This is a genomic window from Pantoea sp. AG1095 (genome assembly GCF_003208415.1).
GTDB lineage: Bacteria > Pseudomonadota > Gammaproteobacteria > Enterobacterales > Enterobacteriaceae > Pantoea > Pantoea leporis.
This window is the reverse complement of the sequence record NZ_QKMJ01000002.1, coordinates 42,094-56,265: the sequence shown is the minus strand read 5'-3', so window position 1 is coordinate 56,265 and position 14,172 is coordinate 42,094. Positions and strand designations below refer to the sequence as shown.

15 protein-coding genes are annotated in these 14,172 nt (G+C 57.2%); 4 read left to right on the top strand and 11 right to left on the bottom strand.

Features of this window, described 5'->3' with window-relative positions; genetic code table 11:
* Window positions 1–50 precede the first annotated feature (50 nt).
* From DEU53_RS06850 to DEU53_RS06820, 7 genes are all read right to left on the bottom strand, one after another.
* Entirely contained in the window at window positions 51–1,034 is a 984-nt protein-coding gene (locus tag DEU53_RS06850; RefSeq protein WP_110866491.1) for an ABC transporter ATP-binding protein, read from the bottom strand.
* On the bottom strand, window positions 1,031–1,843 hold the full coding sequence (locus DEU53_RS06845; protein WP_110866490.1) for an ABC transporter permease: 813 nt from the start codon (window positions 1,841–1,843) through the stop codon (window positions 1,031–1,033). Before DEU53_RS06845 ends, DEU53_RS06850 begins: the two co-directional genes overlap by 4 nt.
* A complete protein-coding gene (locus DEU53_RS06840) occupies window positions 1,840–2,703 on the bottom strand; it encodes an ABC transporter permease (protein WP_110866489.1) in 864 nt (287 codons plus the stop codon). Before DEU53_RS06840 ends, DEU53_RS06845 begins: the two co-directional genes overlap by 4 nt.
* Entirely contained in the window at window positions 2,703–3,716 is a 1,014-nt protein-coding gene (locus tag DEU53_RS06835; RefSeq protein WP_110866488.1) for an ABC transporter substrate-binding protein, read from the bottom strand. The genes DEU53_RS06840 and DEU53_RS06835 overlap by 1 nt, the downstream gene beginning before the upstream one ends.
* Window positions 3,713–4,738 (bottom strand): substrate-binding domain-containing protein, encoded by a 1,026-nt coding sequence (locus DEU53_RS06830; protein WP_110866487.1) that lies wholly within the window; start codon window positions 4,736–4,738, stop codon window positions 3,713–3,715. Before DEU53_RS06830 ends, DEU53_RS06835 begins: the two co-directional genes overlap by 4 nt.
* A gap of 126 nt (window positions 4,739–4,864) precedes the next feature.
* On the bottom strand, window positions 4,865–5,473 hold the full coding sequence (locus DEU53_RS06825; protein ID WP_110866486.1) for a DsrE family protein: 609 nt from the start codon (window positions 5,471–5,473) through the stop codon (window positions 4,865–4,867).
* Between the two features lie 23 nt (window positions 5,474–5,496).
* Window positions 5,497–6,102: a DsrE family protein gene (locus DEU53_RS06820; RefSeq protein WP_101763514.1), complete on the bottom strand. Its 606-nt coding sequence runs from the start codon at window positions 6,100–6,102 to the stop codon at window positions 5,497–5,499.
* 641 nt (window positions 6,103–6,743) lie between these two features.
* Between DEU53_RS06820 and DEU53_RS06815 the strand changes: the two genes are divergently transcribed.
* Together DEU53_RS06815 and arsC are read left to right on the top strand one after the other, a co-directional pair.
* The gene (locus tag DEU53_RS06815; RefSeq protein ID WP_110866485.1) at window positions 6,744–8,207 is read left to right on the top strand and encodes a M48 family metallopeptidase; all 1,464 of its coding nucleotides are present in this window, start codon (window positions 6,744–6,746) and stop codon (window positions 8,205–8,207) included.
* Between the two features lie 4 nt (window positions 8,208–8,211).
* Window positions 8,212–8,559, top strand: a complete 348-nt coding sequence (gene arsC, locus DEU53_RS06810; protein ID WP_110866484.1) for an arsenate reductase (glutaredoxin) — start codon at window positions 8,212–8,214, stop codon at window positions 8,557–8,559.
* Here arsC and hda read toward each other — a convergent pair.
* From hda to upp, 3 genes are all read right to left on the bottom strand, one after another.
* Entirely contained in the window at window positions 8,556–9,257 is a 702-nt protein-coding gene (hda, locus tag DEU53_RS06805; RefSeq protein WP_036649513.1) for a DnaA inactivator Hda, read from the bottom strand. The genes arsC and hda overlap by 4 nt on opposite strands.
* Window positions 9,258–9,350: 93 nt before the next feature.
* Window positions 9,351–10,634: a uracil permease gene (gene uraA, locus DEU53_RS06800; protein WP_110866483.1), complete on the bottom strand. Its 1,284-nt coding sequence runs from the start codon at window positions 10,632–10,634 to the stop codon at window positions 9,351–9,353.
* Between the two features lie 118 nt (window positions 10,635–10,752).
* Window positions 10,753–11,379, bottom strand: coding sequence for a uracil phosphoribosyltransferase (gene upp, locus DEU53_RS06795; RefSeq protein ID WP_008108331.1), 627 nt, complete (start codon window positions 11,377–11,379; stop codon window positions 10,753–10,755).
* A gap of 229 nt (window positions 11,380–11,608) precedes the next feature.
* Here upp and purM point away from each other — a divergent pair, with 229 nt between their 5' ends.
* Window positions 11,609–12,649: a phosphoribosylformylglycinamidine cyclo-ligase gene (purM, locus tag DEU53_RS06790; protein WP_110866692.1), complete on the top strand. Its 1,041-nt coding sequence runs from the start codon at window positions 11,609–11,611 to the stop codon at window positions 12,647–12,649.
* On the top strand, window positions 12,646–13,284 hold the full coding sequence (gene purN / locus DEU53_RS06785; protein WP_110866482.1) for a phosphoribosylglycinamide formyltransferase: 639 nt from the start codon (window positions 12,646–12,648) through the stop codon (window positions 13,282–13,284). Before purM ends, purN begins: the two co-directional genes overlap by 4 nt.
* A 109-nt stretch (window positions 13,285–13,393) precedes the next feature.
* Here purN and pstB read toward each other — a convergent pair whose 3' ends face one another.
* Window positions 13,394–14,161 carry a phosphate ABC transporter ATP-binding protein PstB gene (pstB, locus tag DEU53_RS06780; RefSeq protein WP_101763509.1) on the bottom strand — a complete coding sequence of 256 codons (768 nt, stop codon included), beginning with the start codon at window positions 14,159–14,161 and terminating at the stop codon, window positions 13,394–13,396.
* Window positions 14,162–14,172: the final 11 nt, after the last annotated feature.

Here is a 14,172-nt window from a genome sequence, read left to right as displayed (position 1 = left end):
GCGCCGCTACGAATTGTGCGGCAATCAATTCCAGCGCTGAGTCAATGACATCAAGAAAACTGCAGCGCGGCGTCCTGCGCCAGCGTCCAGCTCACCGCTTGTCCGGCATGCCAGGCTTCACGCGCGTGGCGATCCACCTGAATGGGCGTCGCCAGTCCGATGTCGATCATCAACCGCTGCGACGCGCCCAGAAAAGTGCTGGCAACAATAAAACCCTGGCGCGGATAACGCTCATCGCTGGCCAGCAGCACATCTTCCGGGCGGCAAAAGCGCTGCGGATGGCCGCGCGTATCCACATCTACGCAGTTAATCGCACCCACAAAATCGGCGACAAATTTTGACGCCGGATGCTGATAAATTTTCTGCGGCGTATCGATCTGCACCAAACGTCCCTGCTCCATCACCGCAATACGGTCGCCGAGCGCCATCGCTTCCTGCTGATCGTGCGTCACGTAAACGGCGGTGATCGCCAGCTTCTTCAGTAGCGCGCCGATCTCCAGACGCAGACGATCGCGCAGGCGCGCATCCAGCGCCGCCAGCGGCTCATCAAACAGCAGCACTTTGGGCCGCGCGGCTAACGCGCGCGCCAGCGCCACACGCTGCTTCTGGCCGCCGGAGAGTTTGTCGATGCTACGCTGCGCCAGCGCGGTGAGATCCACCAGCGCCAGCATCTCCTGTACGCGCGCTTCCCGTTCGGCACGCGCCACGCCCTGCACTTTCAGGCCGTACGCTACGTTCCCGGCCACATTGAGATTCGGGAACAGCGCGTAGTTCTGGAACACCATGCCGACGTTGCGTTTTTCAATCGGTAAAGCGGTAACGTTGCGATCGTCAAACCACACTTCGCCGCCGACATCGCAGCTTTCCAGCCCGCTGATTATGCGCAGCGTGGTAGTTTTGCCGCAGCCGGACGGCCCCAGCAGCACCAGCGTTTCGCCGGCATGCACCGTGAGATCAAGCGGTTGCAGCGCCTGATGATGATTAAAATGACGTGCGCAGCCGCGCAGCGTCACGGTAACGGCCGCAGGGTTCATGCTGCCTCCTTGTGTTGGCGCGAAACCGCGCGGTTAAGCCAGTGATTCACGGCATTGAGCATCAGCAGCAGCGGCAGAATCATCAGAATGAAAATCAGCGTGTAGGCGGAACCCACTTCCAGCCGCATTGAGGCATAGCTGTCAGCAAGGCCAACCGGCAAGGTTTTGGTCAGCGGCGTGTGCAGCATCCATGTAATGTTGAATTCACCCACCGACAGCGTGATCACCATAAACGCGCCAGCAAGAATGCCGTTGCGACAGTTCGGCACCACCACGGTGAAGAAGCGCTGCCACAAGCTGGCGCCGAGGCTGGCCGATGCTTCTTCCAGGCGCGGCATATCCACCGCCTGCATCACCGCCAGCACCGGCCGCATCATAAACGGCAAGGTAAACAGCACGTGACCAATCAGGATGAACAGCCAGCTATCACGCAGGCCGGAAAACTGGCCGTAGAGCAGAATGATGCCAAGCGCGGTTGCCAGACCGGGCAGCGCCACCGGCAGCATCAAGCACTCTTCAATACGCGCCGCCCAGCGGCCCGGCGCTTTCAGCAATCCCCACGCAGCGGGAACGCCAATCACCAAGGTAACCAGCAGGCAGAACAGCGCGATCAGCAGCGACAGCCAGAAAGTATCGGCGTACATCTGCCACACTTGCTCCACCCACTTCAGCGTGAAGCCGCTGCGCAGGCCGATGAAATAGTTATTGGTGACGCCCGCCAGCATCGACAGCACCACCGGCACGATCATAAACAGCGCGATAATGGCGGTGATCAGCAGTTGCAGGCTAAACAGTCCACGACGTTTCATGATTGCGCCTCCTTAGCCTGCGCCAGACGGCGCGCCAGCATCAGCGCCAGCCAGGCGAATCCGCCCATCAACACTGACAGCGCGGCGGCGGTGGCGAAGTTGGCGTAGTTGGTGAACTCGCCGTAAATGGTCAGCGGTAGCACCGCCAAATCGGTGCCGAGCGTAAAGGCGGTGCCAAAAGCGCCCATGCTGGTAGCGAAGCACAGCGCGCCGGTAGAGAGCAGCGCCGGTTGCAGGCCGGGCATAATCACGTCCCAGGTGATGCGCCACTGGCTGGCACCGAGCGAACGCGCCGCTTCTTCCAGCGAGCGATCGAGTTTTTCACTGGCTGCTACCAGCGTGACGATGGCGCGCGGCAGCGAGAAATAGAGGTAACCGATAAACAGACCCGCCAGCGAATAGGCCAGCGTCCAGCGTTCATGCAGCAAACTCATGCTGATTTGCGCCAGCAATCCCTGACGTCCAGCCAGCATCACCACTAGAAAACCCACCACCACGCCGGGAAACGCCAGCGGAAAGGTCAGCAACGCCAGCAAGGTGCCGCGCCCGGCAAAGCGCTGGCGCGCCAGAAAGCAGCCGACGATAGCGGCGATGAGTAACGTCACCAGCGTCACCGCCAGCGACAGCAGCACGGTGTTCAGCAGGCTCAGCAGATAGTGCGGTTGCATGATCACCGTCCAGTAACCGCTGTGCTGGGTGCTGCGATCGTCCTGCATGCCGATTTGCAGCAGGCGGGCAAACGGCAGCAGCCAGAAAGCGCAGAAGAACAGCAGCGCGGGCAGCGTCAGCCACAACCAGCGGCTGCCCGGTTGCGTAGGTATCTGGCGGCGCGAGGCCGCCAGCGTGTCAGCCATCGACATTAACGCATCTCGCTCAGGTATGTCGCCGAGAAGGCCTTCTGCGCATCGGCCATCTGCTGATAGTTCACGGTTTGCGCACGCGCATAATCGCTGTCTGGCAGGAAGAATTTCTTAGCGTCAGCGGACATCGCCGAGGTGCGTACCGGACGCAGGAAGGCATTCGCCCAAATCGCCTGACCTTTATCCGACAACACGTAGTCGATCACTTTCTTGCCGTTGTCTGCGTGCGGCGCGTTCTTCACCAGGCTGATGACATACGGCACCGTAACCGTGCCCTCTTTCGGGATCACAAAGGCGACATTGGCGTGATCTTTATATTTGGCGCGGTAGGCGTTGAAGTCGTAGTCGAGCAGGATCGGAATCTCACCGGAGATCAGGCGCGCGTAGGCGGTCTGCTTCGGTACGATCGGCTGGTTAGCCTGGAGTTTTTTGAACCATGTCAGCGCGGGTGTGAAGTCCTGCATGTTGCCGCCCTTCGCCTGGTTGACCGCCACGGCCGCCACGTAACCGACAAAGGCGCTAGCCGGATCGAGGTAGCCGATCATGCCTTTGTATTCAGGCTTCAGCAGATCGTCCCAGGATTGCGGCACCGGCGCGCCGCCCAGCGCATCAAGGTTAACCATAAAGCCCATGGTGCCGGAGTGCAGCGCCACCCATTTGCCGTCGGGATCTTTCATTCCCGCTGGGATCTCGTCCCAATGCGCGGGCTTATAGGCGCTGATGACACCGGCGCTATCCGCCTGGATGCCAAAACTGACGCCGTAATACACCACATCTGCCACCGGATTGCCCTGCTCCGCCACCAGCTGCGCCAGCGCCTGGCCGGAGTTTTTATTGTCCTGCGGCACCTGAATGCCAGTGTCTTTAGAAATGGCGTTAAGCTCGGTTCCCCAGTCCGCCCATTCGGGAGGACAGTTGTAGCAAATCGCCGTATCGGCGGCCTGCGCCAGCGAACTGAACAGCGAACCGGCGGTCAGTGCGAGCGCCCCGGCAATCATTGTGACTTTTTTCATGATGGTTCCCTGATAGTGGCAATGGAAGAAAAAGAGGTTGCTGGCGCGGCGATACTGGCGCCGAGCCTTAATCGATGCGGCAGCACGCGCGTGCCGTGGCTGGCTTGTTGTAACAGCATGTCGATCGCCCCGGCGCCGAGCATGTCAGCTGGCTGGCTTACGCTCGCCAGCGACGGCGCGATGTGCTCGCCGATATCGATGCCATCAAAACCCATCACCGACAGCTGCTGCGGAATGCGCACTCCGGCGCGCGCCGCCGCACCAATCAGGCTGATGGCGAGCAGATCGTTGGTGCAGATCACCGCGCTGAGCGGCGTGTCGCCACTCAGCTGCGGCTGCAGCAGCGCGAAATCAGATTGGGTATGGCTGGGCATTTCGAGTACCGGCAGCGCGCGCAGTCCGGCCTGCTGCATGGCATCGCAATAGCCCTGATAGCGCAGACGGGCGCGATCCGATTGCAGCATGGGACCGGCCACCATACCGATGTGGCGATGGCCGAGCTGCAGCAGGTGTTCGGTGGCTTGCTGCATCGCCTGGCGATTATCGACGCAAATCGCGGGCCAGTGCGTGGCCTGCGGCACGTTATGCGTCAGGACAAACGGCATGCTGGCTTGATGCAGCGTATGCAGGATGGCGCTGTTGTCGGCGTCGGCGACGGTAAGAACCAAACCGGCAACGCGCTGGTTCAGCATGTGCTCCACCATCGCCGCTTCCCGCTCGGGCTGATAATCGCTGGTTGCCACCAGCAGACCGTAACCGGCGGCACGCGCCTGACGCTCCATCGCTTGCAGTTGACGGGCGAAAATCGGATTCAGCAGCGACGGCAGCAGCACACCGAAGGTGGTTGAACTTTGGGTACGCAGTTGGCGGGCAATGTGATTGGGGCGAAAGCCGAGCTGCTCAGAGGCGCTCAACACCTTTTCCAGCGTGTCAGCCCGCAGCAGATGCGGATCAGAGAATGCGCGGGCGGCGGTAGCGCGAGAAACGCCAGCCAGTTTGGCCACGCTGATTAAATCGGACATGTTCGCCTCGTAAAGTGCCAATGAGATCGATCTCATTGGCGCTTAAAGTAGCGGCGAACTGTGACAGCAACATCGCGGATAAATGACAGCGAGATGACAGCAGCGCGAACTGCCGTCAGGCAGGAATCAGAGCATCAGGAAGGCGTAACCTTCGTTCTGCAGCGACGCCACGGTGGTGCCGCTCGACAGCGTGTGGGTGACGCGCGTATCGATCCAGTTGCGCTCCAGCTGATGGAAAGCCACCGACTGATCGCAAATGGTCACCTTCACGCCGGCTTTTTTCAGCTCATCAATCAGCTTGAGATTGGGGTTATCGGTGCCATAGGTTTTGCGGAACTGCTCATTATTCAACGCCGCAGGAACCGCATCGCTGTTAATCGACACCACAAATTTCAGCTGATCGAGCGGTACGCCCGCCGCGTAATAGAGGTTGGTGACGCGTGCCACGCGCTCCAGCCCAAGGTTAGGCTGACGCACATCGCCTTCATTACGGTTGATCTGGAAGACGATTTTATTGCTCAACCCTGGCGTGGTGGCCGGATTGTAGTCCGGCACATTCACAAAGTGGATTTTGCCGTAACCGTCGATCGCCGGCGTGCTCCAGAAATCCGCCGGTTCACTTTTCTTATCAGCAAATTTGTCGCTGACCTTGTCGACCAAATCGGGGAGCTGTAATACATTGCCGCCGACAAACCCTGCCAGAGCCGCAATAACGATATAGGATGCTGGATGCATTTCACTTCTCCTGTGCCTGAAATTTACATCTGTAAGAGTGCATAACCCTGATTTTCCAGCGTCGACACGGTAGTCGGGCTGGAGAGTGCATGAATCACCGATGGGTCAATCCACTCTCTCGGGAAGTGATGGAACGCCACCGACTGATCGCATACGGAAACCTTCACGCCCAACTTATTCAGTGCGCCGATCAGCGCCAGATTGGGGTTGTCCGCCTGGTAGAACTGCTGGAAATGCGCGTTATCCAGCATCGCTGGCGTGGCATCACCGGTGACCGATACCACAAAGTGCAGGTCGTCAGCGGGCACGCCCGAAGCGATATAGAGATTGACCACGCGCGCTACGCGCTCCAGTCCAAGATTTGGGCGCGTCATCTCCCCTTCACTGCGGGTAATTTGAAACACCACTTTGTTGCTTAAACCGACCACCGGTTTGAAAGCCGCATCCGGTTCGTAATGGATTTTGCCGTAGCCGTCGACGGCGGGCGTGCTCCAGAAGCCGTCGGGATCGGCGGGTGCAGAGGAAAAATGGCTGACAACACGCTGATACAGGTCATCACCTTTACTCACGGTGGCGCCAACAAAGCCACCGACAATTGCGATAAGGGCGTACGAAACTACAGAACGCATAAAAACTCTCCGGCTTACACTGCGCGTCAATTCACAGTCCGTTTGAATAAAGTGCCTTATCTATACCACAGCGTGAGCAAGGCAAAAGTCCTGTAGTGACGGGCTGTCCGGCGTTTTCATTGCGTGAAAAATAATTAGCAAGGTTAATTGAAAAAGGGTTTCGATTGTCGCTTTGGCAGCAGTTGAGAAATGCGTGGCCGTGAAATTGTGATCCTAATACAGAGGGAATAAGTTTACGTGCGTTTAAAATCCGTCCGATGATAACTGTGTAGAATGCTCTGCGCGTCGTCTTCACGATTAAAAACACTGATGGATAAAGCGGGCCAACACCGCTGATTTACCGCCGCTTTTCAGAGTAAACCTGGAAAAGTTCATGCCAAATTCAATAATTTTGAGCAACTTTACGTAACTTTAACTTCTGCGGATAAAGAAGCCTGTTTAAATCGCGGCGTGCTATTCAATTTTTTGCTGCAATTTCGTCATGCTGTAACCCTTTTTTCATTTAAAGCGCATGAATCTTCATCGTTTGCTTGTCGCCGCAGTCTGGTTAAGATAGAGCGCGTTCCGCAAAGGGAAAAATAGTGCAGAACATTTGAACCACTTACCTGTCCAATTTCGGGTGACTTTTACAGGATCAAGGCATGTTTAACCGGTTGAAAAAATCAGTGCTGGCGGCCCTTATTCCTACGCTGCTGCTGACGCCTGCGCTGAGTGCGCGCGCTGACGTTAGTGATACGCTGCCCGACATGGGCACCACAGCAGGTTCAACGCTTTCGATTAATCAGGAACTGCAGATGGGCGACTTCTACGTGCGCCAGCTGCGCGCCAGTGCGCCTCTGATTAACGATCCGCTGTTGAATCAATACATTAACGAGCTTGGTCAGCGACTGGTGGCGCATGCCAACTCGGTGCGGACGCCGTTCCACTTCTTTTTGATCCAGAACGACGAACTCAACGCCTTCGCCTTCTTTGGCGGCAACGTGGTGCTGCATTCATCGCTGTTCCGCTATACCGATAACGAAAGCCAGCTGGCGTCGGTGATGGCGCACGAAATCTCGCACGTCACGCAGCGCCATCTGGCGCGCGCCATGGAAGAGCAGCGACGCAATGCGCCGCTGACCTGGGTCGGCGCATTGGGATCGATTCTGCTGGCAATGGCCAGCCCGCAAGCCGGCATGGCGGCGTTGACCGGTACGCTGGCGGGTGCGCAGCAAGGCATTATCAGCTTTACCCAGGGCAACGAGCAGGAAGCTGACCGCATCGGTATTCAGGTTCTGCAACGCGCTGGATTCGATCCGCAAGCGATGCCGACTTTTCTGCAGAAGCTGGCGGATCAGAGCCGCTTCTCCTCCAAGCCGCCGGAAATTTTGCTGACGCACCCGTTACCCGACAGCCGACTTGCCGATGCGCGTAACCGCGCCAACCAAATGCGTCCGGTGGTGGTGCAGTCGTCGCAGGATTTCTACATGGCGAAAGTGCGCTCGCTCGGCATGTACGCCACTGGCCGCAATCAGCTGACCGATGACCTGCTGAACGAATACGCCAAAGGCAACGTGCGCGAGCAGCAGGCGGCACAGTACGGCAAAGCGATACAGTTCCTGCAGGCCAAAAGCTTTGATAGCGCCAAACGGGTGATCGCCCCGCTGCTGGCGAAGCAGCCGGATAACGTCTGGTTCCTTGATATCATGACCGACATCGACATCGGCCTGAATCAGCCGCAGCAGGCGATCGCCATGCTCAGCAGCGCCAAAGGCAGCAACAGCAATCCGGTGTTGCAGTTGAATCTGGCTAATGCCTATGTCGAAGCGAAGCAGCCCGCCAACGCCAGCCGCATCCTCAATCGCTACACCTTTGCCCATCCAGACGATGTTAACGCCTTTGATCTGCTGGCGCAGGCCTCTGCGGCGCAGGGTTTGCGCGATGAAGAACTTTCGGCGCGCGCGGAAGGTTTGGCGCTCAACGGCCAGCTCGATCAGGCGATCTCCACCTTGAGCAGCGCCAGCGCGCAAGTGCCGCTCGGCAGCCTGAAACAAGCGCGCTATGACGCACGTATCGACCAGTTCCGTGAACTGCAGAAGCGTTTTAAGGTTTATCAAAAAGGATAAGAAGATGGTCAGCATTTATCACAACCCGCGCTGCAGCAAGAGCCGCGAAACGCTGGCGCTGTTGCAGGAGCGAGGTATCAAGCCCGATGTGGTGCTTTATCTTGAGACGCCGCCCGATGTCCCCACGCTAAAACGTCTGTTGAAACAGCTCGGCATGCACAGCGCGCGCGAACTGATGCGTCGTAAAGAGGATTTGTATCAAGAGTTGGCTTTAGCGGATAGCGCGTTAAGCGAGGCTCAGCTGCTGCAAGCGATGGTGGATCATCCGAAACTGATCGAACGCCCGATTGTGATCAAGGGCGAAAAGGCGCGTATTGGTCGTCCACCCGAAGCGGTGCTGGAGATTATCTAAAGCTCCAGCGCTTCTTTAACAAAAGGAATGGTGAGTTTGCGCTGGGCGCTGATGGAGGCGCGATCGAGACGATCCAGCGTATCAAACAGCGTGCGCATCTCACGGTCGAGGCGTTTCAACAGGAAGCGCCCGACATCTTCCGGCAACTCAAAACCACGCAATCCGGCACGCAGCTGCATCGCCTGTAATTTGTCGTCATCCGAGAGCGGCTGCAAACGGTAAATCTGTCCCCAGTCGAGACGTGAAGCCAGATCCGGTAAGCCGAGATTGAGCTGGCGCGGCGGTCGATCGCCGGTAATCAGCAAACGCGTTTTACCGATTTCCAGAATACGATTGTAGAGATCAAAGATCGCCATTTCCCACTCCGGATCGCCCGCGATGCACTCGATATTATCAATGCACACCAGCGCCAGATTCTCCATGCCTTCCAGAACTTCCGGCACAAACCAGGTGCGCTTATCCAGCGGCACATAGCCCACCGCTTCGCCGCGCGCCGAGAGCTCCGCACAGGCGGCATGCAGCAGATGACTGCGGCCACCGCCTTCGCGCGACCAGAAATAGAGATAGCTACCGTGTTGCTGAGAGAGTGCGCCTTGCAGCGCCGCCAGCAGAGACGTGTTTTCCCCCGGCCAGAAACTGGCGAAGGTTTCATCATCGGGTAAATAGAGTGGCAATGAGAGCTGTGCCGGCGTGTTCAGAAGTACCTCAACGGATGAGCGGGCAGAAAACCGCGCAAGTTTATCACGATCTTTGCCGGAGATGAACCGGGCTTCCCTGCCCGGCTTGCAGCCTTAACTTTCGCGCTTCTCTTCAGCGTCCAGCACCACCTCTTCCGGGCGCAACACGCTGATTAAACGGAAGATAAGCGCCAGACCCACGCCAACAATAGTCGCCAGCGCCATACCTTTCAGCTCGGCCGCGCCGATATGCACTTTGGCACCGCTCACGCCGATGATCAGGATCACCGAGGTCAGGATCAGGTTCTGCGCTTTGTTGTAATCCACTTTAGACTCGATCAGCACACGAATACCGGACGCGCCAATTACGCCGTACAGCAGCAGCGATACGCCGCCCATCACCGGTACAGGAACCGCCTGAATCGCCGCCGCAAGCTTGCCGACGCACGAGAGCAGAATGGCAAAGATCGCCGCGCCGCCAATTACCCAGGTGCTGTACACGCGGGTAATCGCCATTACACCGATGTTCTCGCCGTAAGTGGTGTTCGGCGTGGAGCCGAAGAAACCGGAGATCATGGTGGATAAACCGTTAGCGAACATCGAGCGGTGCAGACCCGGATCGCGGATCAGATCTTTCTTCACGATATTCGCGGTGACCACCAAGTGACCCACGTGCTCGGCAATCACCACCAGCGCGGCTGGCAGAATAGTCAGCATCGCCACCCATTCAAAGCGCGGCGTGTAGAAGGTTGGCAGCGCAAACCACGGCGCATTTTCCACCGCGGTCCAGTCCACAATGCCCATCGCGTAAGAGAGCGCATAGCCGACCAACACGCCGACTAAAATCGGGATGATGGCGAGGAAACCACGGAACAGCACCGAACCAAACACGGTCACCGCCAGCGTCACCATCGAGATGATCACGGTTTTGCTGTCTGGCGATGTGCCGTCAGCAGGCAGCAGGCCGGCCATATTCGCCGCCACGCCCGCCAGTTCCAGACCGATAACCGCGACAATCGCGCCCATCGCTGCCGGTGGGAACATCACATCAAGCCAGCCGGTACCGGCTTTCTTGACGATCAGCGCCACAATACAAAACAGCAAACCGCAGAGAATAAAACCGCCCAGCGCCACTTCATAACCCAGCGGCAACAGCAGCAGCACCGGCGAAATAAAGGCAAAGCTCGATCCGAGATAAGCGGGGATTTTGCCTTTACAGATAAACAGATAGAGCAGCGTTCCGACGCCGTTAAACAGCAACACCGTGGCCGGGTTGATGTGGAACAGAATCGGCACCAGCACGGTTGCGCCGAACATGGCGAACAGATGCTGTAAGCTGAGTGGGATGGTTTGTAAGAGCGGTGGGCGTTCGCTAACGCCGATTGCACGACGAGTCATTATTATCCCCTATCCTCTTCGTTCTTCGAGCCATGGTTGCGTTGGCTCGAATAACTCGAGGATGACAATGTTGTGTTTTTGCCAAAAAAAAGCCGACTCTCTGGCCGGCTGGTTTCTTTTATTTGGTTCCGAAAATCTTGTCCCCGGCATCACCGAGTCCAGGAATGATGTAGCCTTTCTCGTTCAATCCCTGATCGATAGATGCGGTGTAGAGCTCCACATCCGGATGCGCTTTCTCCAGCGCGGCAATACCTTCAGGTGCGGCCACCAGCACCAGCACTTTAATGCTGGTACAACCGGCTTTTTTCAGCAGATCGATGGTGGCGATCATCGAACCGCCGGTTGCCAGCATCGGGTCGACCACCAGCGCCAGGCGCTCTTCGATGTTCGAAACCAGCTTCTGGAAATAAGGAACCGGCTCCAGCGTCTCTTCATCACGATACACGCCAACCACGCTGATGCGCGCGCTGGGAACGTGCTCGAGCACGCCTTCCATCATGCCAAGACCCGCACGCAGAATCGGAACCACGGTGATTTTTTTACCTTTGATCTGATCGATTTCAACCGGACCATTCCAGCCTTCGATGGTGACGCGCTCGGTTTCCAGATCGGCGGTGGCTTCATAGGTCAGCAAGCTGCCCACTTCCGAGGCCAGCTCGCGGAAACGCTTGGTGCTGATATCATGCTCACGCATCAGGCCCAGTTTATGTTTGACCAGCGGGTGTTTGACTTCCACGATCTTCATGATTGTTCTCCCGGAATTGAGTTGAGCTAAAAAAAATCGCCGGATTATACCGCCTTTTCGCTGCTGCGCCACTTGTCATCGGTCAATAGCTTGCGTCATCTAAGGATTGGCGAAAATCTGAGGCGATGCAAAGGCAGCATGAGATGGGACTCGCAAACGTTTGCCTGCGCTGTTAGAATTGCCGCGCTTAATTTTTGCCACCAACCGCAACTCGCGTGGGGATTCCGCAGTGACCGACAAAACCTCTCTCAGCTACAAAGACGCCGGTGTTGATATCGATGCTGGTAACGATCTGGTTGACCGTATTAAAGGCGTAGTGAAAAAAACCCGCCGCCCGGAAGTCATGGGTGGATTGGGCGGATTCGGCGCGCTCTGTGCGCTGCCGCAGAAGTACCGCGAGCCGGTGCTGGTCTCCGGAACCGATGGCGTCGGCACCAAGCTGCGTCTGGCGATGGATCTCAAACGCCACGACAGCATCGGCATTGATCTGGTCGCGATGTGTGTTAACGACCTGATTGTTCAGGGTGCTGAGCCGCTGTTCTTCCTCGATTATTACGCGACCGGCAAGCTGGATGTGGATACCGCGTCATCGGTGATCACCGGCATCGCCGAAGGTTGCTTGCAGTCGGGTTGTGCGCTGGTCGGCGGTGAAACTGCTGAAATGCCAGGCATGTACCACGGCGAAGATTACGACGTGGCGGGTTTCTGCGTTGGCGTGGTGGAAAAATCAGAGATCATTGACGGTTCGAAAGTGCAGGACGGCGACGTGCTGATCGCGCTGGGTTCCAGCGGCCCACACTCGAACGGTTATTCACTGGTGCGCAAGATTCTTGAAGTCAGTCAGACCGATCCGGCCACCAAACAGCTGGATGGCAAATCACTGGCCGATCATCTGCTGGCGCCAACCCGCATCTATGTGAAAAACATCCTTAGCCTGATCGAACAGGTTGATGTGCATGCGATTTCGCATCTGACCGGCGGCGGCTTCTGGGAAAATATCCCGCGCGTGCTGCCAGAAAACACCCAGGCGGTGCTGGAAGAGAGCAGCTGGCAGTGGCCGTCCGTGTTCAGCTGGTTGCAGCAGGCGGGCAACGTCAGCCGTCACGAAATGTACCGCACCTTTAACTGCGGCGTGGGCATGGTGATTGCGCTGAGCCCGGCAGAAGCCGATAAAGCGGTACAGCTGATGACCGACGCGGGCGAAAAAGCGTGGAAAATCGGTGTGATTAAAGCGTCTGATTCAGAAGAGCGTGTGGTTATCAATCCATGAAAAAACTGGTTGTACTGATCTCCGGCAACGGAAGCAATCTTCAGTCCATCCTCGACGCCTGCGCAAGCGGGCGTATCAACGGCAGCGTCGCTGCCGTTTTCAGTAATAAAGCCAGCGCGTTTGGTTTAACGCGCGCGCGGGAAGCCAATGTCCCGTCACATGCGTTAGCCGCCAGTGATTTTGCCGACCGCGAAGCCTTTGATCGCCAGCTGATGCAGGAGATTGATGCTTACGCGCCAGATCTGGTGGTGCTGGCCGGTTATATGCGCATCCTCAGCAGCGCTTTTGTCGCGCACTATCACGATCGTCTGGTGAATATTCATCCGTCGCTGTTGCCGAAATATCCGGGCTTACACACACATCGTCAGGCGCTGGAAAACGGCGACGAGGAGCATGGCACCTCAGTGCATTTTGTCACTGACGAGCTGGATGGCGGACCCATTATTTTGCAAGCGCGTGTGCCGGTGTTTGCTGGCGACAGCGAAGACGAGATCAGCGCGCGCGTGCAGCATCAGGAACACGCGATCTATCCGCTGGTGATCAGCTGGTTTGTTGATGGGCGTTTGCAGATGCGTGAAGGTAAAGCATGGCTGGATGGTCAGTTATTACCGACGCAAGGCTATGCTCACGATTGAATGTTATGCATATTCCGAAGCGGCGCGATTTATCGCGCATTTCGATGGCAACATCGTGCCCATCCGGGCATTGCGCAATAAATTGCGCCGCTACAAATCGCAGACTTTTTTAACCAAATCTTCCCGTAATATAATCTTCGGTTCGCCGCGCTTTCGGTGAGGTGAAGATTCTGTCGGTTTCGTCAAACTCTACCAACTGACCGTTGTGCATAAACGCGGTGTAATCCGACACGCGTGCCGCCTGCTGCATATTGTGCGTCACCAGCACCAGTGTGAAATGCTGCTTCAGCGTGGTCATCAACTCCTCGATCACCAGCGTTGAGATCGGATCAAGTGCCGAAGTGGGCTCATCCAGCAGTAACACTTCCGGCTCGATGGCAATGGCGCGCGCAATCACCAAACGCTGCTGCTGGCCGTTAGAGAGCGTTAACGCGTTCTGCCCCAGCTGATCTTTCACTTCGCCCCACAACGCCGCCGCGCGCAGCGCACGCTCACAGGCTTCATTCAGCACGCGACGATCGCGCACGCCCTGCAAGCGCAGGCCGTAAACAACGTTTTCGTAGATCGATTTAGGAAACGGATTCGGCCGCTGGAACACCATGCCAATGCGGCGACGCAGCGCGGGAAGATCCTGATTCGCCTGCATCACCGCGTAATCACCGAGCAGAATCTCGCCTTCAATGCGGCAGCGATCGATCACATCATTCATGCGATTGAAACAGCGCAGCAGCGTCGATTTGCCACAGCCGGAAGGACCAATCAACGCCGTGATGCGGTTCTTCGGAATCTGCAGATCAATGTTATTCAGCGCCTGGCGTTCGCCATACCACAGCGACAGCTGATTAACGCTAAGGGCAATATCGTAATCGGGCGTCATCAGAAACCTTT